The following is a 20,753-nucleotide window of genomic DNA, read 5'->3' as shown; positions in this document are numbered from 1 at the left end:
CAAGGTTTAAGGCCCAAGATAAGCACCAGTATTTACTTCCTGACCAGGGGTTGTTTGTATACCGGCACCGTACTGCACGGCTCGCCGAACATGATGGATCGTGCCACCGGACGCAATTTTGCGGTGATCTCCAGATAGGCGGCGGCCGGCACTTCCCGGTCGCCGCAACCCTTTACGACGATCCGCTGCCCGGCAAACTCCTCCGGATCGAGCTGGGCGACTTTCCGCCGGTAGTGGTCGCGTAAGTATTCTGCCTCGGTGCCCTGATATATATCGGCTACGTAGGGCGCGGCCGCGGCGGCGACCAGCATGTACGCCCACGCGGGGATGATGGCATCGGCGGAGCAGTAGACGAGCAGTATCTGGCCCCGGTACTGGCCGAAGTCGTGCGCTTTAATGGCTTCACGGAAGTCTTTTTCTTTCAGGATCAACTCCATAAAGAGGTAATCCTTCAGGTCGAAAGCGACCAGGGGTTCCCGGGGCCAGTAGTCTTCCAGTTTTAGCGTGATGAGGCCGGAGGCGGCGACTTTGTTGACCATGATTGCGTATTAATCGGCTTCTTCCCCAGCTTCAACCATGAGTTCGTCGGGGTTGCCGATCGAGTGTTCCGGCAGCTTGAACTCGCGGGGCTGGGGCAGATCGGCCATCGACCGGATGCCGAAGTAGTCCATAAACTTCTCGGTCACGCCGTACAGGAGGGGCTTACCTACGCTTTCGGAGCGACCGGTAATGGTAACAAGCTCCTTTTCCAATAGTTTCTGCAGGGCGTAGTCGCAACTCACTCCCCGAATTTTCTCCAGCTCGGACCGGGTCACCGGTTGGCGGTACGCGATGATACTCAGCGTCTCCAGCGCCGACCGACTGAGCTTTTTCGTGCTTTGTTGCCGCAGATGGGTTCCGATCGTCTGGTGGTACGCCCCCTTACTCATAAACTGGTATCCACCGGCAATTTCGAGCACCTCGAAACTGTGCTGCGCGTGGTCGTACCGCCGCCGCAATTCGGCGATGCTCTCCAGCAATTCGCTGTCCGAAAACCGCAAGCCAAAGCTTTCTTCCAACACCGCCTGTATTTCCGGCAGCGGAATAGGTTGGGGGGAAGCGAAAATAAGAGCTTCGACGTGTTGAGCCAGTGATTCCAAGGGTACGGTAAATATTTACGCTAATCTTCTTCACCGAAATTGCTCCGGATATGTCCCAGCAATTCCTGTAACCGCTCGTAGTCCGTCTCGGAAAGCCCCTGCCAGGTCTGGCGGCGCAGCTTCCGCACGGCAGGCATGATTCGTTGGTGGACGTTTCTGCCCGCTTCGGTGATCACCACCTGGTACCGGCGCCGGTCGTTCGGAAACCGACGGCGCTCTACGAGTTTCTTCTTTGCCAGCTTATCGATGATGCGGCTCACGGTCGGTGCGTCCTTGAAGGTCCCGTTCGCCAGGTCCGTCTGGCTGGCGTCCCCTTCCGTATACAGGCGATCCAGCAACACCCACTGTTCGGTGCTGATGTCGATGCCTTCTTCCCGAAAAGCACGTAGGTAATGTTGCTTGAGTAGGCGGGTGGTACGGTCCAGTACCGTTCCGACGTTTGGATAAGCGAGTGGTGACACGCGGCTAAGGTAAGGCAGCCACCAAACTATTTCGGTAGTATTCCGCAAGTAACTGTTCCGGGAGCCAGTGACTGCCCGCATAGTGGTGGAGGGTGACGGAGGGAAGCGGTTCGTACATACTGCTGAGCCGATCGTGGTGCAACAGGGGATCTTTATCGCCGACGAAGACGGTACACTGCATGTTCCGCTCGCGTAATGCGCGCTCGAACGCCGCCGGGCGGGGCGGAAATTTTAGTACGCTCCGTAAGGTACCGGCCAGGCGCCGGCGGAAGGGCCGGTCGTTGAGGTTGTACTTAAGGTATTCGGCGGAGTAGCGATTAATAATTCCCCGTTTACTGAGCCACTGGCTCATGCGCAAAATCGCCCGGGGCCGCTCGGACAGCCGCGCCAGCGGTTTTACCAGCGACGCCGGCAAGGTATCGATCCAGTTGGTGTACCGCCCGCCGGCCCCGTCGGGGGCCACCAGCACGAGGTCGCGCAGGTGATCGTGGTGCAGCCCCGCCAGGCAGGAACTCAGGTACCGTCCCCCCAGACTATGCCCCATCAGGTATACGGGCCGGTCGGGGTACCGATCCAGCAACTGTTGCAGCAGGGCGGTAAAGTCGGATGTGGAGTATCGATCGCTGAACCATTCGGAAGATCCGTGGTACGGCAGGTCGGGAGCCAACATCGTAAAGCGGTCTCCCAGGTGCAGTCCGAGTCGTTCCATACGGGCCCCGTTGCGCCCGAAGCCGTGGACGGCGATCAGCACGGCGTTACCCGTACCGTACTGCCGGACGTAGAGCCGGTCATCGGGGGCGGCGGGATCGCGCTTCGGACGGTTGGCCGTGAGCCAGAAGTGGGTAGTCATACTTTCACTGCTTAGGAAGGAGGTAACAACGCCGAAGCCGGTGCAGTTGGAGCCGGGGGGGCTACTGCCACTTCCCTCGCTCGGTTTCCTCGTCCGGAATGAGGCTCAGTCGGTCCAGAAATTCCGTCCGTGGTATGGCCTGCCCCCCCAGACTTTTAAGGTGGCCCGTTTCCTGTTGACAATCGATCATGCGGTACCCCCGGCGCTCTAAACGCTGTACCAGAGAGATGAAGCCGAACTTACTCGCGTTGGGTCGCTTGAAGAACATACTCTCCCCGAAAAAAACTTTCCCGAGGGCCAGCCCGTACAGCCCGCCCACCAACTCCTCCCCCTCGTATACTTCCACGCTGTGGGCGATCCCGAGCTCGTGCAGGGCGACATAGCCGGCAATGAGCTCGTCGGTGATCCAGCTGCCCCACTGCCCGGGCCGGTGGAGGCTGCGGCACTCCTCCATTACCCGGCGAAAGTGGGTGTCGTACGTGACGCGATACTTACCCTGATTAAAGTAGGGGCGCATGCTCTTGCTGATCCGCAAACGATCGGGGTAGAGAACGAAGCGCGGGTTGGGGTGCCACCACAGAATGGGCTCTCCTTCCGCAAACCACGGAAAGTAACCCAGCCGGTAAGCGTTAAAGAGTCGGTCGGGTGAAAGATCGCCTCCAAAACAGGCGGGACCCTCCCCGTTGACCCGCACGGGGTCGGGAAACAATTCCGGAAACCGGGGATCAAGACGATACAGGGGCATCTACTGCCCTTTCCCCTCAATCACGGCGCTAAGCCCGCGGTCGCACAGCGCGTCTTTTTTCGGACGCAATTCATTAAAGGCGGCTGATTTCACGGTGGCCTTCCCCTTCAGGTGGATCATGAGGGCAAGCTGTTCGGATTGTTCGGTCGAGTGGCCCAGAACGTCCACGAAACTCTGCATGACCCAATCAAAGGTATTGTGGTCATCGTTGAACACGATCAGATCAGCGGGTTCGCCGATGCTGACGTCAATGTCCTCATCGAGTAAGACGTCTTCCTGGCCGGATGCATATATGCTCATAACTTTACGCGCTAATTCTTGAAAAACTACTGGAGGCCGGCCAAAGTTTCTTTAATTGCCGAATAATCAGGCTGATCCCCGGCCGACTCGAGAACCTCGGCGTACCGTACTACCCCTTCAGCGTCGATCACAAACGCGGCCCGCTTGCTGACGCCCTCCATACCCAAGGCAAAGGTATCGTACAGGGCTCCGTACTGCCGACTGACCTCCTTATTGAAGTCACTCAGAAGGGGGAAGTTCAGTTGCTGGTCCGCCCGGTACCTTGCCAGCGTGAATACACTGTCTACACTAATGGCCGCCACGGAGGAGCCCAGCTGATTGTATTCCGGCAGCGTGTCCCGCATGGTACACAGTTCATCGGTACAGACACCGGTGAAGGCGAGGGGGAAGAACAGCAGCACCAGGTGTTTGCCACCGTAATCCGCTAATCCGACCTCCTTTTGCTCGTCGTTGTACAGTTTGAAGAGGGGGGCTTTGTCGCCAACTTTAAGGGCCATTCGTTGAATTGTTTGCGTACCTAAGACAAGTCCGTCCGGCGAAGGTTGCAAATCCAAGGTCCCGGTAGTAACCGTAGGTTTGAGTAAATTTGTGCAACCAAGTATTTTAAATATGGGCATACTCTCCGCACAAAGGGCCCACAACGTCCGCGTCTCCGGCAATCCGGAAGGACAGCCCATGGTTTTTGCCCACGGCTTCGGGTGTGACCAACATATGTGGCGCTTCGTAGCCCCCGCTTTTGCGGATCGGTACCGAATCGTCCTGTTCGATTACGTCGGCGCCGGCGGAGCCACACGTCCCTTCGACCCCCAACGGTACGCCAATCTGGAAGGTTATGCCCGGGATATTGTACTCATCCTCGAGGAGTTGGACCTCCACGAGGTGATTTTCGTCGGCCATTCCGTAAGTTCGATGATCGGCCTGCTGGCCGCTAAGTTAAATCCCGATCGCTTCGCCAAAATGGTCATGGTCGGTCCCTCCCCGTGCTACCTCAACGACGGGGATTACCCGGGAGGATTTAGTCAGGAGGATATTGATGACCTGCTTGCTGATTTGGAGAGCAACTTCGTCGGTTGGTCCGCAAGCTTCACCCCCCAGGTTATGGGTAACGCCGACCGCCCTGAACTCACGCAGGAATTAAATGAGTCCTTTTGCCGGATGGACCCCGAAGTAGCTCTCCACTTTGCCCGGCTCACTTTCCTGTCTGACAACCGCACCGACCTGGTCAACCACTACATCCCCACCCTGGTCCTGCAGTGTGATGAAGACGTCATCGCAAATCGGCAGGTCGGTCAGTACACGTGTCAACAACTGCCCGACTGCACGATCGATTATTTGCCCAGTAAGGGCCACTGCCCCCACCTGAGTGCACCGCAGGAGACCATCGATGCGATCAACCGCTTCCTGGACTCCTCATCGTATGACTGACCCCACCCCCCTATCCAATCAGGCGATCTCGCGCCGGATCGAGGAACACGCGGGCAAGTTTTTCGAAGTAGCCCCGTGCGGTTACGTCTTCACTTCCGCGACGGGCGATTTCTTGCGCATCAACAAGACCTTCTGTGACTGGTTGGGCTACTCGCCTGCTGAACTCGTGGGCAGTCATTCCCTGATTGACCTGGTCACCCGGGGGTCACGCATCTTCTTCGAAACGCACTTCTTTCCCGTTCTTAACCTGCAGAACTCCGTAGAGGACATCAACCTGACCCTCCAGTGCAAGAACGGTAGCCGACTGCCGGTCCTCATCACCGCTACCCGCCACCACGACGATGCCGGACGCTTTCTCTTCACCAGCATGGTGATCATCAACTTCACCGTACGGAAGAAGTACGAAACGGAACTCCTGGTAGCCAAGAAGCGGGCCGAGTCGTCCGACCGGGCTAAGTCCTATTTTCTTTCGACCATCAGTCACGAGGTCCTTACCCCCCTGAACGCCATCGTAGGCACCTCGGACCTCCTCAAAACCACCGGTCTGAACGCTCACCAGGCCCACTTACAGTCCATTCTCGCCAATTCCGCGACCCATATTCTTCAACTCTTTAAGAATATTCTCGTAATCAGCAAGGTGGGCCTCGGTAAACTCAGAGTGGCCAACGCCCCCTTCGACCTCCACGAGTTGGTGCGTTCCGTAGTCAATAGTTTCCACTTCGATAGCCGCAACCGGGGGCTGGATCTCGACGTCACCGTAGACGAAGCCCTACCGGCTACCCTGGTCGGTGACCCGACCCTCATCAGCCAACTTCTCACGAATCTCATCGGCAACGCCGTCAAATTTACTCCCGACGGAAGCGTAGCCACCACGGTGAAAGTCCTGGACTCTACGGAAAAGCGCGTACGGATAGAGGTAGCGGTGACCGACACCGGCATCGGTATTGCCCCCGATAGACTGCAAAAACTGTTTACGCCATTTACTCAGGCCTCGGAAGATATTCACGCCAAGTACGGAGGATCCGGGCTCGGACTCGCCATCAGCAGCAGCATCCTGGAAAAACTGGACAGTCGCATGGAGGTATTCTCCGAAGAGGGTAAGGGTTCCCGATTTTCCTTCGAGTTGTCGCTGCCCGTCGCCGACCCTCCGGACGCGGCCGGGCAGCCGGGTGGGGAGTTGCCCCCCATTCGTACCGGCAGAGTGTTACTCGTCGAGGACAATGAGACCAACGCTTTCCTCGTATCCCGCTACTTTCGGCGGTGGCAGGTTCCCTTCGATCTGGCTCCGAACGGAGCGGAAGCCATCCGCCACGTACAGGCCAATCACTTCGACCTGATTCTCATGGATCTCCGCATGCCGGTCATGGACGGCTACGAAGCCGCTACCCGGATCCGAAAACTCTCGGGACCTCGCTCCGAGATCCCCATCGTCGCGTTCTCTGCATCGGCAAGTTTTACGATCAGTGAGCGCATGCGGGAAGCCCGCATCGACGATTTTCTCCTGAAGCCCTTTGACCCCGCCAGACTGCACGGCATCATCAGCCGCTACCTGGGAGGTCCCGTCGCCCAGTCAAAAGCACCCACTACCATGCCCTTCATTACCCTACGGGAAGCATTCGATCATGATGCCCGCGAACTTGCGGCATTCTCCGTAATTCTCCAACGCGAACTGCGCGGCGCCGCCACCGAGCTCGACACCGCCATCACCGCCGGCAACGCGCGCGCCGTCGGTGACCTTAAGCACAAACTAAAGACCAGCCTGCAACTACTCACCGCGGACCGGCTGACGGATCAACTCGCGCGCATCACTCAGGATTTGAAAAACGGCACGTCCGTCACCGCCGAGCGACGTCAGGCCGTAGTGAACGAAGTGCGTAGCCTGGCCGACCGCCTGGGCGACGAGAAGTGGTGATCAATTCACGTCCCGCCCCCGCATGGCCGCCGCCACGTTCCGGTCAAGGGCCTCGTGGGCCAGCGGCGTGGTATAGGTATTCAGTTCCGCCATCCGTTCGTTGATGGCATCCTTGTCATCACCCGCCACGCTGGCGGCGAGTGCGTCGACGAAGCGGCCGATCTCCTGCACCTGTTCCCCCGAGAGCCAGCTTTCGTTCTGCCGAATAAATTTTCGTGCGCTGAGGAGCACGTTGTTCGCTTCGGTTTTCGCCTCCGCCAGGCTCCGTGCCCGCATGTCCTCTTCGGCGTGGTTGAGGCTGTCGATGAGCATCAGCGCCATCTCCTCTTCGCTGATCCCGTATTGTGATTTGATGGTCACGCTCTGTTCGGTACCGCTGCGGTGTTCGGTTGCCTTTACCCGCAGAATGCCGTCGGCGTCGAGGTAAAAGTGGATTTCAATCTGGGGAATGCCCGCCGGCATGGGCGGAATATCGTTCAGAATGAACTCGCCCAGTTTGCGGTTGTCGGCCACCATATCGCGCTCTCCCTGGTACACGGCCACCTTGAGCCTGACCTGGCCGTCGACACTCGTCGTATACTTCCGCCCGACCTTCGTAGGCACCTTCGAGTTGCGGGGGATGATGGGATCCATCAGACCACCCACCGTTTCGATGCCCAGGCTCAGCGGTGTAATGTCCAGCAGCAGGACGTCCTGTTGGTTACCGGCCAGGACGTCGGCCTGAATGGCGGCACCGAGCGCCACCACCTGGTCGGGGTCGAGCGTATCGTTAACCTCCTTTTCGAAGAACGCGCTGACTTGCTCCTTGACCAGCGGCACGCGCGTACTACCGCCCACCATGATGACGTGGTCGATGTCACCCTTCTCCAGTTTCGCATCGGCGAGGGCGCGGACGCAGGAGCTAAGGGTTCGCTCGATGAGCGGTGCAAATCGGTCGTTGGCCTCGGCGCGGGTGAGGGAAACGCTCGTTCCGCGGAATTCCGCCGTAAACGTTTGCTCCTGCGACAGCGCCTTCTTAGCCCGTTCGGCCAGCAGGCGGATCTCCCCGCGCTCCTGGGTAGTGCTGAGGGGTAAGCCGTAGTTTTCTTGCCAGTAGCTGACGATCGCCTGGTCGAAATCGTCTCCGCCCAGAAAGGTGTCCCCGTTCGTCGCCAACACTTCGAAAATGCCCTGCTCGATCCGCAGAATCGATACGTCAAAGGTGCCCCCGCCTAGGTCGTAAACGGCAATGGTCCGCCCCTCGTCCTCCTCGGTCAGGCCGATACCGTAGGCGAGGCTGCTCGCCGTCGGCTCGTTCACGATGCGCAGCACGTCCAGTCCGGCAAGTTTTCCGGCGTCACGCGTGGCCTGCCGTTGGGCATCGTTGAAGTAAGCCGGCACCGTGATCACGGCCCGGCTTACCGGACTTCCGATCTCGGCCTCCACCCGCGCCTTCAGGGCCTGCAGGATGCGGGCGGACAACTCCACGGGGCTGTAGTAACGCTGACGACCGTCACTGCCGGGGACGGCAATCTTTACCAATCGATCCTCGTCCTCGTCGATGATCCGGTAACCGAACTGATCCTTAACGTCACTGAGGTCGCCAAAACTCTTTCCCAGTAATCGCTTGACCGAATAGATGGTCCGCTCCGGGGCGGTAGTCAGGTAGGGCTTCGCCGCTTCACCCACGACGACGCTGCCGTCCGGACGGAAGTGAACGATGCTCGGCACCAGCACCTGTTTGCCGTCTTCCCCGGCCACGGCGACCGCCCGGCCGTCCTTCACCCGGGCCACCAGGCTGTTAGTAGTGCCCAGGTCAATGCCTACGATTATTTCTCCGACCGAGTTTACGGCCTCGTCTTCCTTTACTTTTCCCGCCTGTAGATCAATGCTGTACTTTGCCATGGAGCTAATACGCCTAAGGTCGCGGACTGGTTTCACCCTTCCGGGCCAGCCGCCGCTCCGACAGATCGCTCACCTCTCCTTCCGTATCCGGAACGAAGGCGTAGATGTTTTTTCCTAATACCGCGTTTACCCAGCGCACCAGCTTATCCCGGGTGCGGGACGATTTCCCGTAGATGGGCAGGACTCCGAAGTCTACCCGGCCCGCCGCGGCAAGCTGCTCGTCCAGGCTCGTCGCCCGCAGGTGATGTTCCAGAAAGAAATCCGCCGTATACGTATTCCAACCTTCCTTGTTTCCCCAGTAATGGCCGATACAGAAGTTGGCGGCGGCGAGTCGCCCCGCAGACGCCAGGGCCACCGACAACGCGAATTGCTCGATCAATCGCCGGATGACGCCGGCCGCGCACATGTCGTCGCAAATCCTCAGGGCGATTTCTACCGCACGCGCAGCTCCTCCCGCCGATAGGCCCACCACCCCGGCGTTGTACATGGTGCTCGCCCCGTCCACGGTCAGGCCACCGAAACTGCGATTCTCGCACTGTTGCCACATCCTGCGTTCCGTACGCGTGGGCAGCTCCGCCAGTGTGCCCTCGCGGGCGTGCATCAGGTGGGTTCCCCCGTCGAGCAGGGCCCGCATCCGGGGTAGCGATCCGAAACAAAAAGTATCCGCGTCCAGGTAAACGAGGTGCTCCTCCGGATGGCGCCGGGCGAGGTCCTCCAACGCCTTGATCTTAATTCGCCAGAAAAAGTCGTGCGGCCCCCGCCAGTCCCGTAATTCCGCGGCGGAGGTGACCCTTACCGTTACGCGGTCCCCCAGAAAGCGGTAATATTCCGGCGCATCGGTAAGTACGATGATGCTCACCTCCGGCCGCGGCGCCCCCAGGATGGTCATTGCGGAGAAGACGGCCTGGCGGTGAACTTCCAGATTGGGGCCGAAAGTCAGGTAGAAAAAGATCACGGACGGTGGTTTTGGGTGGGCGAAGATAAATTGCCCCCGGCGGGGGAGGATGATTGCGAACTACGGGCCGCGAACTACGCTTAAAGTCAAAAACTTCGTCGGATTGCCATCCTCGTCCGGTGGCCCCCGCCGGAAACCGCCGGGCGACGGTGCTCTCCGACAGATTTTACGAGATTAACGCTTCTCACGCCTATATTGCCGCAAAAACCTGCCCATGCTCGTATCCATCAACCCCGACAATCCCCAACCCCGCCTCATCAAGCAAATGGTGGACATCCTCGAGGAGGGCGGCGTCATCATCTACCCCACCGATACGGTCTACGGTATTGGCTGCGACATTACCAACAAGAACGCCGTGGAGCGGGTAGCCCAGATCCGGGGAATCGACCCCAACAAGGCCATGTTCAGCTTCATCTGCCAGGACATCAGCCAGGTCACTGAATACTCGGCCACCATCAACAACGATATTTTTCGGGTCATGAAGCATAATCTGCCCGGCCCCTTCACCTTCATACTGCGGTCGAACAACCGCACTCCTAAAGTCCTGAAGAACCGCAAGGAAACCATCGGCGTCCGCATCATCGACAACAACATCGTCGACGCCCTCGTGCGGGGACTGGGCCGGCCCATCCTTACCGCCAGCGTGAAGCACAGCGATTCCGTGATGGAGTACTACACCGACCCCCACGATATCCACGAGGCCTACGGCAAGCGCGTGGACGCGGTGATCGACGGTGGCATCGGAGGTAACGAAGCCAGCACCATTATCGATTGTACCGGAGAGGAAGCCCTGCTACAACGGGAGGGCGTCGGAGTACTGAAATAAGACTTGCGGGCGGGGGGCTAGATTTCCTCCCGCTCCCAGTCCGTTTGCCCCAGGTAGATCAGGATCAGCCCCACGACGATCATCAGCAGGCGTAGTCCGAACGAAAAGGCTACGCCCAGGCCGTAAATCCAGGACATGAAGAAAATGTCCACGCCTACCAGGTTCAGCAGTACGGACACCAGCCCGAAAAAGAAGAGCAAAAATCCGATTACGGTAAGGGTGGTGGCGTGCTTGAGCATCGAGATGGGCTGGATTAGTCAGTAAGGAAAACTACCGTCGGGGCGGGGGTGTTGTCGCAACAAGGGTAATATTACCCCATAAATACCACCGCGGTGTCAGAAGTTAAGCTCATAGAATGTCCACGCGACGCCATGCAGGGTCGCCACGACTTCATCCCCACGGCCGTTAAGACCGCCTACCTCCAGCGTTTGCTCGCCTGTGGTTTCGACACGCTTGACTTCGGGAGCTTCGTTTCCCCCAAGGCCATCCCCCAGATGCGCGATACGGCTCAGGTGGTCGCCGGCCTCGACCTCACCGGCACCGCCACCAAGCTACTGGCCATCGTCGCGAACCGGCGGGGGGCCGAAGCGGCACTGCAGTTCCCGGAGATCGATTACCTGGGCTACCCCTTCAGCGTCAGCGAGACGTTCCAACTCCGCAACACCAACGCTACGCTCGCCGACAGCCTGGAACGGGTCAAGCAGATTCAGGACCTCACGCTAGCGGCCGGCAAGGAAATGGTCCTTTACCTGAGTATGGGCTTCGGCAACCCCTACGGAGACCCCTGGAACGCCGAGGTAGTGGAGCAGTGGCTGGCCCGCCTGGCGGAGCTCGACATCCGCATCTTCCAGCTCAGCGACACCATCGGCGTGGGGTCGGCGGCCAGCATATCCTACCTGTTCTCCAATCTGATTCCCCGTTATCCGGAGCTCGAGATCGGGGCGCACCTGCACACTACCCCCACCACCTGGCAAGAAAAAGTCGTGGCCGCCGCCGAGGCGGGTTGCCGCAGGTTCGACGGCGCCATCCGGGGCTTCGGGGGCTGCCCCATGGCCCGCGACGAGCTCACCGGCAATATGCCCACCGAGCGACTCGTTGAGTATTTCGGAAGCGAACGGACGGGCGTCAATGCCCAGCGGTTCTCCGACGCCATGGAGGCATCCGCAACCGTGTTTGGTCCCTCTCTCGCCTGATTTTTCGGCAAAATCAATTACCTTACGTAACCCACCTTCGCACCATGCGCACTTTTCTGCTCGGTTCGTTCTTTTTCCTGCTCGCGCTTTCGGTAGCGAGCCAGACCGGTTACACGAAGGTCGACGGCAAATATTATCCCTACGCCCTCGACGATTGCGGAGATACGCTCATCATCGCCCAGCTCAATGACGTGTCCGTCAGTTCTCCCGAAGTATTCAACAGCGAGGAAGAGTACAAGCTATACCGCCGCTACCGCATTTACGCCCAGCGCGCCTACCCCTACGCCGTCGATGCCATCCGCATCTTCCGCGAAACGGAGTACATGACCCAGAACATGAGCAAGCGCGATCGCCGGAAATACATCAAGCGACTGCAGAACGAGCTGGAAGAAAAATTCGAGGAGCCCCTCAAAAAAATGTCGAAAACCCAGGGCAAGGTGCTCATCGCCATGATCGAGCGGGAAACGGAAGAGCCCATCTACGACCTCATCAAGGACCTCCGGGGAGGACTCACCGCCCGCTACTGGGCCACGCTGGCCGGCTTCTACGGACATAAGCTGAAGCAAAAATACACGATCGGCGAAGACCGCATCCTGGACGCCGTACTGGATGATTTCGACGTCAGCTACGAGCTTCCCGAGGCTACGGCCGGTCGGCAACGCTCCAACAACCCCACCCGCTAGGATAGGCTAGCCCGGCGACTCGGGCTACTGCGTTCGCTCTTCCTTACTCCTCGAGGATCGCGATCTCCTCGATCAGAAATTCCAACGGTTCGTTCGCCGGCACCAGGGTATCCCCGTTCGGAGCGACCAGACCCTCCGGACCGTAAGCCAACGCGCTGGGAGTCAGAATACGCAGCCGGGCACCGGGTCGGACCCGTTGCAGTCCGAGGTTCCAGGCCGGAATCAGATCGCCCACCCGAAACCGGAGTTTATCACCCCGGCGGCGACTCCCGTCGAATTGCTTCCCGTCCAGAAAGTTGCCCGTGTAGTGCACGCTGACGATATCCCCCTCCGCCAGCCGGTTGTACTGCCCCGAATCAAGCACTTCGTAGAAGTAGCCCTCCGGCGCGGCGTACACGTCGTAGTTGCGGTCGATGGCCCGGTTTATGATCGCGTTGCGCTGACGGCCGGCCAGATCGTCCGACGGACTCAGTTCCGTAATGAGGCGTTCCTCGATGGCACTGCGCTCACTTTCGTCGCGCAAGGGTTCGTTGGTGTCCTGGGCAGGGCCGCAGGAGCAGAGTAACAGCACAAGGCCGATGAGTACGGGATTGGTCATGGGTAAGCTAGGTTCGCCGACTTATTCCTGAGTAGCCAGCAGGGAATCCGCGTGGGCGAGAATGCGGATCAGGTCCTCCCGGCGTGCGGGTTTAAGCCCGTGCTCTTTGATGAGGGCGGTCAGTTCGTTGCGGAACCCCAGATCACTAGCCAGTCGACGCGGCTGTAGATTGAGCGATTTGAGTTCGCCATCGATCAGTGCGTAGGATGAGGTGCGAGCCACGAAGCGGATAGGGTCGGCGGAGTTGCGGATCTTCTTTCCCAGGGGTTGGTCGGTTATCGTTTCGTGGAACTGCGTGGCCGTCAGATAATCCCCGTGGTAGATCAACTCGGCGTATTTCCCGGGGTGATTAGGATTTATCGACCAAGCGTAGGTGTGTTCCACGCCGTCGTCGTCCGCGATCCGTGCCCGCAGGAAGCGGTTTCCGATCAGCTCACGGAGCTCACCCGCCGACCAAAATTCGAAGCGACTGGTATGGCCGTTGAAATTCAGGGAGTCGACGGGGTACTCCAGGAGCACCTCATCAAAGAGGACGCCCGGCCGAAATGTGGGGTACCGGTAAGGCGTACCCTGTACGTCCTGGTACCGACCGCCTTCCACCGCCACGCTGTGGCCCTGCAGATAGTCGACTTCCGTCTCCTGGCCGGCGACGGGTGCGCCGGTCAGCCATACGAGAACCAAGCCGAAGATCGTTTGCCTGAACATGGGTTAATTTTCCTGGGTTAACTGCCGCTTCCCGGAGCGGCTCCGTTACGAAGTTAATACATCGACATGTCACCTACCCTACCCGCACTGCTTCTCCTGATCTTTCTCTGCTCCTGCGGCCCCGCCCGCGACCTGGAAGAAGAAACGGACGCCCTGGGCTTTCGCACCGAATACGAAGTGGATCCCGCCACCGGCCAGCGCCAGGGATACGGCCGGCGGTACGACCCCGCCGGCAATCTCGTAGCGGAGGAAAACTACGTCAACGACCAACTCGACGGCACCCGCACCGCCTACTATCCCGACGGCAAACCCGAAATCGTGGAAAACTACCGCAACGGCCGATTTGAGGGGGAATACCTCACCTACGATTCCCTGGGGCACTTGCGCATGCGGGGCACCTACGTCGACGGCGCCATGGGCAAAGTCTGGACCCGCTACTACCCCGACGGCGGCGTGCGGGAGGTGGTCACCTTCGCCGATAACCGGGAGAACGGCCCCTTCCGGGAGTGGCACGAGAACGGTCAGGCCAGCGCCGCCGGTGCCTACCTCGACGGCAAGGAAGAAGGCACACTCTTCGTATTCGACGCGACGGGCAGCCTTACCGCGGTACGTGACTGCCGGCAGGGCGTCTGCACCACGCAGTGGCGACGGGAAGACGGCGGCGACCCCCCCGCCACGCCGCCCAATATGACCCGCCCCCCGGGTGCGGATGCCACGAATTGACCGCGCGCGGCATCAGGCTTGCGTAACTTGCGGCGTATGCGAAGTGTAGCCCTGCTGGTCCTGTTGGTAATTTCCCTCCCCGCCCTGGCGCAGATCGGAGGCATCTCCGCCTATGAGTTCCTGAACCTTCCGAACTCGGCTACGGTAGCGGCCATGGGAGGGCACCACATGGCGCACATGGACGATGACCTAACCCTGGCGGCCCGCAACCCGAGTCTGCTGAACGAGGCCATGGACAGCCGGATCGTACTGAGCCACGCCTTTCTGCCCGCCGGCATCAACAACAGCTACCTGGCCTACGCGCGGCACCGCGAAGACCTGCGGACGACCTTTCAGGCCGGGCTGCAGTACGTAGGTTACGGCAACGACCTGATACGCCGCGATCCTACCGGCCAGGATCTGGGCACCTTCAGCGCGGCGGACTTCGCCCTCACCGTCGGGGCCGCCCGGCAGATTGAAGAACGCCTCAGCGTGGGGGCCAACCTTAAAATCATCGCTTCCCAACTCGCCGGCTACGGGAGTCTCGGACTCGGACTGGACGCGGGCGTGCATTACCGGGACACGAGCGGTCGCTTTCAGATCTCCCTGCTGGCCCGCAACTTCGGCCGCCAACTCAGCCACTACAGCGGGACATCCGGGCGGGAGCCCATGCCCTTCGAGCTGCAACTAGGAATTACGAGGGAGCTCCGGTACCTGCCCTTCCGCTTTTCGGTCATCTATCGCTATCTGGACCGCTGGAACGTCCTGTACGACGACCCGACGGTGGAGGACAACTTCACACTGCAACTGATCGGCGAGGAACAAACGGGCGGACGGGGCGCGGGAGCCGTTTTTTTGGACAACTTCGCCCGTCATTTCGTGATCAACGGCGAACTGCTGATCGGTAAACACCGCAATTTACGGGTCCGGGCGGGCTATAATCACGGGCTGCGTCGGGAGCTGCGTTTGTCGGACTTCCGCTCCGGGGCGGGTTACAGTTTCGGCGTGGAGTGGCAGACGCGGCGCTTCCGGATTGCCTACGGACGGGGAACATATCACCTGGCGGGAGGGGTGAATCAGTTGGGGGTGGGGGTGGAGATTTAGGTTAGGGGGTAGGGGGTTAGTAGTTTAGTAGGTAGTATGGTTGGGTGGTAGGGTGGTAGTATGGTAGGGTGGTAGGAATACGGTAGGTTAGTCGGTAGTGGGGTGGTACGGGGGGCTAATGGACGAGGCCGAGTTTGAGGGATTCGTGGTCGGTTTCGGTGATGTGCTGAAACATTTTGGCCAGATTGACTTCGGGCACTTCATTTTCGGTGGCGTGGCGGTGGAGATAGTCCTGGAGGGCGCCGCGGTCAATGCTGAAGCGGTTGGTGCCGCACTTGGCACAGAGGTCGCGTTCGCAGAGGCGGCCCGCGTCACTGAGTTGGCGCAGGCGGCGGTAGGGGGCGTCGTGCCAGATGTCGAATAGGCTTTTCTCGCGGACGTTGCCGAGGACGAGGCTGCGTCGCCAGTCGTGGCAGCAGGTGACGACGTCGCCGTTGAAGAGGATGCCCATATAGAAATAGAGGGCCGGGCAGCCGCTCATGTCGTACTGCAGCAGCTGGGCGCGGTTGAAATCCTGGTCGAAGGGCAGCATGTCCTCGAAGTCGGCCCCGGCGATGTTGCCGGCCCGGTCGTTGAGGGGATTCATGTAGAAGGTGATGCCGCGGCTCTTCCAGTAGTCGCGGGCGGCGAAGATCTCCTCCCGGGTTTCGCGCAGCAGGATCGAGGTCACGATCACCTGGGTGCGGGCGCCGGCCTGGCGGAGGGCGTCGTGGAGCTGGTTCACGTTGCGGAGTACGGAAAGTCCGTCGATGCCCATCGTGCGGCGGTAGGTGGCGGGGTGGATGCCGTTGGAACTGATGTGAATGGTTTCGAGATCGAGGGCCACGAGTCCGGCCGTGGTCTGCGGAGTCAGGAGGTAGCCGTTGGTGGTGATGTTGAGGCGGACGTGGGGAAGACGCTCTCGGAGATAGGCCAGCCGGGGCACGATACGCTTGTCCATCAGGGGGTCGGCCATGAGAAAAGGTTGCACCATGGCGACGGGGTGTTCGCTTATTTCGTCGACGATGCGCCGGAAGACTTCCTCGTCCATATTGCCCATGGCCTGCTCCTTCGACGTGACCGGATAGGGGCAGAAGCTGCACTTCGCGTTGCAGTAGGCGGTCGTTTGGATCTGAAAATTATTGGGGAAGTGCAGGGCATTCATGGTCGTTAGTTGAGGGTGTAGGAGCAGTTGCCGCAGATGGGGATCTCCGCGTCGCGCCCCTCGGTGTGCAGCCGGCGGATCTCGCGGTAGGCGGCTCCGTTCCAGATCTCGCGGATGCTCCGTTCCCGGACGTTGCCGAGCACTACGCTGCGCCGCCAGTCCATGCAGCAGAGGATGCAGTCGCCGTTGTGGAGGATGTACATCTTATAGTAGACGAGCTCACAACTTCTGACGGGCACTTCGCTAATCGCCTGGTAATTGAGTTCGGCGAAGTTCTTCACGTTTCCGCCCCGGTTTACCAGCGGTGAAGAGCCTGCCTGTACCCCGAGCCGTCGCCAGTTTTCGATATTTTCGTTGATCTCACCGGCCATCAGTTCCGTCTCGATCATATTGACGTAGACCTGGAGGTGGTCCGGTTTATTCTCGAGCAGGTACTCGATGTTGTGCATCACCTTTTCGTAGGGGATGCCCATGATCTTTTCGTAGGTCTCCGGTTTGGCTCCGTTGAAGCTAAACCAGATGGCGTCGATGCCGGAAGCGATCAGGCGGTCGGTCACCGCCGGCACGAGGGGCGTCCCGTTAGTCGTGACCGTAACGGCGGCGTGGGGCACGGTGTCCTTGGCCAGCCTGATCCATTCGGGCACCCGCTTATCGATGAAGGCTTCGTTCATCAGGAAGGGTTCGATGCGGCGCAGTCCGGGCTCCCCGGCACATTCGTCGAGGATCTTCCGGTAGAGCTGCTCGTCCATGCGGCCGACGGGAAACTCCTGGGAGACCTCCGGATAGGGGCACATGACGCAGGTAGCGTTGCAGAGCGTGCTCGTCTGTATCTGAATCTCCAGCGGAAAATCGGGCAGCCGATCATACCGTTCCAGGTAGCTTTCGTGATCCGAAGGAAGCGTGGCCACGGCTTCGGCGAACAGCGCCTCCCACCGGGGTACCACCGTCGCGGCGGCGTATTCCCGTTCCGTTTTGGCCCGCAGACGGTCGCCGAATCTTTTGCGCAACTCCGGCTTCCTTGCCAACTCGCGAATGGCTTCGATCAGGGCTGCGTCATCTTCCGGATCGTATAGAATGCCGGCGTGGCCGCCGTTCAGCTGGGCGGAGGCGGCCCCGTCGCGGGTGGCGACTACGGCGAGTCCCGCGGCCCCCGCTTCGTTAATGACGTGCGACATCCCCTCCCCGGTTGCGGGCAGCACGAACACATCGGAGGCCAGTAGGATGGCGTTGACGTCCGTTCGTTCGCCTACGAAGAGGAAACGATCGTCGTCGGGTAGGCTTCGTTCCGCTTGTTCCCGTAAGGCACCGGCGTAAGCGGGCTGAAAGGCATCGTGCCCGCCCACGATCAGGAAGCGTAGTTGCGGAGTAGCGGGCAGTAAAGCGGCGGCGGCCCGGATCAGTTGCTCGACGCGCTTCTTCGGGTCGAGCCGGCCGACGAAGGTCACCACGACCTCATGCTCCGCAATGCCGTAGCCGGTCCGGAATTCTTCCCGTTTCGTCAGATCGTAGTCGGCCAAATCGACCATGCTGGGCAGGTAACGGGCGTGGGTCGGATCGGCCATTTGGGGCCGGGCGGCATTGCGAATGGCCGGGGATACCCCGACGTAGCGGAAGGTGTGGTGCTTCGGCGTGACCGTCGCTTCGGCCACGATGCCGCCGTGCTCGATTAATCTACACCGACGGCGGGGAAGGTGATCGAATAGCTGGTGGGCGAAGCGGGCGTCCTGGCAAGCGACGACGATCGCAATCTCCTCCCGTTCGACCATACCGATCAGGTAGCCGGCCTTTTCGTTCCAGTCGCTCAGTTCGTGGCACGCTTCGTCGATCTTAACCCCCGCTTCCCGGATCCGGCCGGCGGCGGGGCACCCTTCATCCGTGGCGAACAGGCTCGCGACGTGCAGCCGGTACTTGCTTCGATCCAAATACTTGCTCAGAATAGCGAGCTCCGTTTCCTCTCCGCCGGTGCGCAGCGTGTTCATCAGGAACAGTACGCTTACGGGTCGTCGGACGGAATTCCCGGTATCCGGAGCCGAGCGTATTAGGGCAAGCTCTTCGGTAAACAGCTCCGCCAGTCGGTCCGTATTCGTCTGCAGGTCGAAGCGTGTAATGACCCGCTCCCGGCCCCGCCCGGCCAGGCGAAGACGGAGGGCCGCATCACCGAGTAGGCGGTTCACGGCCTCGGCCACGGCACGAATGTCGTGGGCCGGCACCAGTAAACCCGATCGCTCGTCTTCCACCAAATCGGGGATGCCCCCAATCCGGGAAGCGACGACCGGAATACCCATGGCCATGGCTTCGACGAGGCTGTTGGGTAAGCCGTCGGCCAGGGAGGGGTGGCAGAGCACGTCGGTGGCCGCCAGCAGGAAGGGAACGTCCTCGACGTGTCCGAGGAAGTGTACGCTCTCCCCCACCCCGAGTTGGCGAGCCAACGTACGCAGCCGGTGGTCATCGTCCCCCGTCCCGGCGATCAGGAAAGTGGCCGAGGGGTGCTCCCGCAGGATCTCCGTTGCGGCGAGCAACAAGTTGTCCTGCCCTTTCTGCGGAGCCAGTCGGGCCAGACAGGTGATTACCGGACTTTGCGGGTCCAGCTCCCAGTGGCGTTTGGCCTCCGCGCGATCCATGCTGGCGTGACTGAATTTGGACAGGTTCACCCCTTCGCGGACCGTCTGGATAAAGCCTTCTTCCCCCGGTTGCCAGGCCAGAAACTCCTGCCGGACCCGTTCGCTGACTACGTGCAAGCGCCGCACCCGCGTACCCGCCCCGATCCCGTAATGCCGGGGGGAAAGTCCGCCCATCGGCGGCAGCCCCGTCTTGAGGATGAGCGCCATCCGCCGGTCGGGGGTACGGTCGGCATTGATGCGGTCGACCATCGCCCCCAGTACTTCCGCCTCGTTAAACTGACCGATGACGGTACAGTACAGCACGTCGATATCGTGCCTGCGCAGGTAGTGGTAGATGGGTTCGTAGAACGGGACGATGCCCCCCCGCGAAAAGCCGAAGAGCCGTCTGCCCCGCCGCAGGCATTCGCCGTAGATCGCGGACCGCCACGGACACATGACGTGCACGGTATGCCCCATTGTTTCCAGTCGCTCCGCGGCCTTCAGGACCCAGAGTTCGCCGCCGCCGAGGACGTGGATGTCGTTAAAGAAGCAGACGTTCATACCGGTTCGTTTTGGAGGGTGAGTACGCCCCGGCGCGCCAGTACTTCGGATGCCGCGTCCATGACCTGTGCGGGGGTGAAGTCGTGGGGGTCACCGTAGAGGACCCGGCAGTTGGTGGCTTCACTCGGCCGGGCCCACCCCGGGGGCATGAGGTGGGAATACAGCATCACCAGGGGAGCATCGACGGCGTGGGCGAGGTGGCCGATACCGTTCTCGAGGGTCATTACGCAGGCGGCCGATTCCAGCAGAGCCCCGACGGTCTTGATGGGCAGGCCGTAGAGATTGCGCCAGCCGGGCGATCCGTACCGTCCGTCGTACTCGGATCCGGTCGCCACGATATCCGCGATGCCGCCCGCCCGCAGCAGCGTACACAGTTCGAGCCAGTTCTCGATGGGCCAGTCCTTCTTGCGGCCCTTGCCGTCTTCCCGCTCCGGGTTAGAATTGGAGTGAAAGCTGAGGACGACGTAGGGTTTTCGCACCAGGGAACGCGCCATCTTACGGTCGGCCGCGGTGAGGTAGACGTAAGGCCGTTCGCGGTGGGGTTCCAGTCCGAGAAATTGGGTAAAGCCCCGGGAAATGTGCTGCTGAAAAACCTCGTGGTTCGTACAGAAACGCTTCATGTCCATCACGTGGACCGTCTGGGGCTCGCTGAAATCGAGCGGCAGGGTATGGATCCACTCCTCGCTGAAGTCCTTCAGTCCGTCGAACAGCATCTTGTCGTTGTAGAGCAGGAAGTCGATGTCGGGATTTCCGTCGAGCACGCGGGTATAGCCGGCGCTCTGGGTAACGAAGGTGACGTAGCTACGGGGGTGAGCCAACTTAAAGGCCCGCAGGGCGCAGGTGATGCAGAGGGTATCGCCGAGGGCGTTGTGACTGATGAAGAGATAACGGTCCATGCCGTTGGTTTGGGAAGGTGTAGGAAATGGCCGGGCACGCGGCGGGGTGCGCGGGTGCCGGGAAAGTGGA

General features: G+C 60.4%; 22 protein-coding genes. 7 read left to right on the top strand and 15 right to left on the bottom strand.

Translation table 11 applies throughout. The features are described 5' to 3' along the window. Nucleotides 1-32 precede the first annotated feature (32 nt). From NMA52_RS03545 to NMA52_RS03515, 7 genes are all read right to left on the bottom strand, one after another. On the bottom strand, nt 33-539 hold the full coding sequence (locus NMA52_RS03545; RefSeq protein WP_254826259.1) for a DUF2480 family protein: 507 nt from the start codon (nt 537-539) through the stop codon (nt 33-35). Between the two features lie 9 nt (nt 540-548). After that, the gene (gene scpB, locus NMA52_RS03540; RefSeq protein WP_254826258.1) at nt 549-1,139 is read right to left on the bottom strand and encodes an SMC-Scp complex subunit ScpB; all 591 of its coding nucleotides are present in this window, start codon (nt 1,137-1,139) and stop codon (nt 549-551) included. A 20-nt stretch (nt 1,140-1,159) separates the two neighbouring features. Continuing rightward, a complete protein-coding gene (locus NMA52_RS03535; protein WP_254826257.1) occupies nt 1,160-1,600 on the bottom strand; it encodes a MarR family transcriptional regulator in 441 nt (146 codons plus the stop codon). Between the two features lie 4 nt (nt 1,601-1,604). Then, nucleotides 1,605-2,450: an alpha/beta fold hydrolase gene (locus tag NMA52_RS03530; protein WP_254826256.1), complete on the bottom strand. Its 846-nt coding sequence runs from the start codon at nt 2,448-2,450 to the stop codon at nt 1,605-1,607. A 61-nt stretch (nt 2,451-2,511) separates the two neighbouring features. Continuing rightward, nucleotides 2,512-3,195 carry a leucyl/phenylalanyl-tRNA--protein transferase gene (gene aat, locus NMA52_RS03525; RefSeq protein WP_254826255.1) on the bottom strand — a complete coding sequence of 228 codons (684 nt, stop codon included), beginning with the start codon at nt 3,193-3,195 and terminating at the stop codon, nt 2,512-2,514. Beyond that, on the bottom strand, nt 3,196-3,495 hold the full coding sequence (locus NMA52_RS03520) for an ATP-dependent Clp protease adaptor ClpS (RefSeq protein WP_254826254.1): 300 nt from the start codon (nt 3,493-3,495) through the stop codon (nt 3,196-3,198). A gap of 26 nt (nt 3,496-3,521) precedes the next feature. Continuing rightward, nucleotides 3,522-3,992: a redoxin domain-containing protein gene (locus tag NMA52_RS03515; RefSeq protein ID WP_254826253.1), complete on the bottom strand. Its 471-nt coding sequence runs from the start codon at nt 3,990-3,992 to the stop codon at nt 3,522-3,524. A gap of 112 nt (nt 3,993-4,104) precedes the next feature. Between NMA52_RS03515 and NMA52_RS03510 the strand changes: the two genes are divergently transcribed. Both NMA52_RS03510 and NMA52_RS03505 read left to right on the top strand, forming a co-directional pair. Next, the gene (locus NMA52_RS03510; RefSeq protein ID WP_254826252.1) at nt 4,105-4,920 is read left to right on the top strand and encodes an alpha/beta fold hydrolase; all 816 of its coding nucleotides are present in this window, start codon (nt 4,105-4,107) and stop codon (nt 4,918-4,920) included. After that, nucleotides 4,913-6,832 carry an ATP-binding protein gene (locus tag NMA52_RS03505; protein ID WP_254826251.1) on the top strand — a complete coding sequence of 640 codons (1,920 nt, stop codon included), beginning with the start codon at nt 4,913-4,915 and terminating at the stop codon, nt 6,830-6,832. The genes NMA52_RS03510 and NMA52_RS03505 overlap by 8 nt, the downstream gene beginning before the upstream one ends. Here NMA52_RS03505 and hscA read toward each other — a convergent pair whose 3' ends face one another. Together hscA and NMA52_RS03495 are read right to left on the bottom strand one after the other, a co-directional pair. Then, complete coding sequence (hscA, locus tag NMA52_RS03500) at nt 6,833-8,716, bottom strand: Fe-S protein assembly chaperone HscA (protein ID WP_254826250.1); 1,884 nt, start codon at nt 8,714-8,716, stop codon at nt 6,833-6,835. A gap of 13 nt (nt 8,717-8,729) precedes the next feature. Continuing rightward, complete coding sequence (locus NMA52_RS03495) at nt 8,730-9,671, bottom strand: hypothetical protein (protein WP_254826249.1); 942 nt, start codon at nt 9,669-9,671, stop codon at nt 8,730-8,732. Nucleotides 9,672-9,885: 214 nt separating this feature from the next. On the opposite strand from NMA52_RS03495, the gene NMA52_RS03490 reads away from it, so the two are divergent. Continuing rightward, nucleotides 9,886-10,497 (top strand): L-threonylcarbamoyladenylate synthase, encoded by a 612-nt coding sequence (locus tag NMA52_RS03490; protein ID WP_254826248.1) that lies wholly within the window; start codon nt 9,886-9,888, stop codon nt 10,495-10,497. 17 nt (nt 10,498-10,514) lie between these two features. Here NMA52_RS03490 and NMA52_RS03485 read toward each other — a convergent pair whose 3' ends face one another. After that, nucleotides 10,515-10,736, bottom strand: a complete 222-nt coding sequence (locus NMA52_RS03485; protein ID WP_254826247.1) for an intracellular growth attenuator family protein — start codon at nt 10,734-10,736, stop codon at nt 10,515-10,517. Between the two features lie 93 nt (nt 10,737-10,829). Between NMA52_RS03485 and NMA52_RS03480 the strand changes: the two genes are divergently transcribed. Together NMA52_RS03480 and NMA52_RS03475 are read left to right on the top strand one after the other, a co-directional pair. Then, nucleotides 10,830-11,690, top strand: coding sequence for a hydroxymethylglutaryl-CoA lyase (locus NMA52_RS03480; protein WP_254826246.1), 861 nt, complete (start codon nt 10,830-10,832; stop codon nt 11,688-11,690). A 44-nt stretch (nt 11,691-11,734) separates the two neighbouring features. Further along, on the top strand, nt 11,735-12,373 hold the full coding sequence (locus NMA52_RS03475; RefSeq protein WP_254826245.1) for a DUF4294 domain-containing protein: 639 nt from the start codon (nt 11,735-11,737) through the stop codon (nt 12,371-12,373). Nucleotides 12,374-12,416: 43 nt separating this feature from the next. Here NMA52_RS03475 and NMA52_RS03470 read toward each other — a convergent pair whose 3' ends face one another. Then, nucleotides 12,417-12,971: an FKBP-type peptidyl-prolyl cis-trans isomerase gene (locus NMA52_RS03470; protein WP_254826244.1), complete on the bottom strand. Its 555-nt coding sequence runs from the start codon at nt 12,969-12,971 to the stop codon at nt 12,417-12,419. 21 nt (nt 12,972-12,992) lie between these two features. Next, nucleotides 12,993-13,676: a hypothetical protein gene (locus NMA52_RS03465; RefSeq protein WP_254826243.1), complete on the bottom strand. Its 684-nt coding sequence runs from the start codon at nt 13,674-13,676 to the stop codon at nt 12,993-12,995. 66 nt (nt 13,677-13,742) lie between these two features. Here NMA52_RS03465 and NMA52_RS03460 point away from each other — a divergent pair, with 66 nt between their 5' ends. Both NMA52_RS03460 and porQ read left to right on the top strand, forming a co-directional pair. Further along, on the top strand, nt 13,743-14,399 hold the full coding sequence (locus NMA52_RS03460) for a toxin-antitoxin system YwqK family antitoxin (protein WP_254826242.1): 657 nt from the start codon (nt 13,743-13,745) through the stop codon (nt 14,397-14,399). 36 nt (nt 14,400-14,435) lie between these two features. Then, nucleotides 14,436-15,482, top strand: coding sequence for a type IX secretion system protein PorQ (gene porQ / locus NMA52_RS03455; protein ID WP_254826241.1), 1,047 nt, complete (start codon nt 14,436-14,438; stop codon nt 15,480-15,482). Nucleotides 15,483-15,597: 115 nt separating this feature from the next. Here porQ and NMA52_RS03450 read toward each other — a convergent pair whose 3' ends face one another. Genes NMA52_RS03450 through NMA52_RS03440 form a run of 3 tightly spaced genes read right to left on the bottom strand, consistent with a single transcriptional unit; the run spans nt 15,598 to nt 20,683 of the window. Continuing rightward, nucleotides 15,598-16,626, bottom strand: coding sequence for a radical SAM/SPASM domain-containing protein (locus tag NMA52_RS03450; RefSeq protein ID WP_254826240.1), 1,029 nt, complete (start codon nt 16,624-16,626; stop codon nt 15,598-15,600). Between the two features lie 5 nt (nt 16,627-16,631). Next, nucleotides 16,632-19,787 (bottom strand): glycosyltransferase, encoded by a 3,156-nt coding sequence (locus NMA52_RS03445; RefSeq protein WP_254826239.1) that lies wholly within the window; start codon nt 19,785-19,787, stop codon nt 16,632-16,634. Beyond that, a complete protein-coding gene (locus tag NMA52_RS03440) occupies nt 19,784-20,683 on the bottom strand; it encodes a glycosyltransferase family 9 protein (protein WP_254826238.1) in 900 nt (299 codons plus the stop codon). Before NMA52_RS03440 ends, NMA52_RS03445 begins: the two co-directional genes overlap by 4 nt. Between the last annotated feature and the right edge of the window lie 70 nt (nt 20,684-20,753).

Source organism: Lewinella sp. JB7 (genome assembly GCF_024297185.1).
Taxonomy (GTDB): Bacteria; Bacteroidota; Bacteroidia; order Chitinophagales; family Saprospiraceae; genus Neolewinella.
Note: the sequence above shows the minus strand (reverse complement) of the source record. Positions and strands in the feature narration are given on the sequence as shown.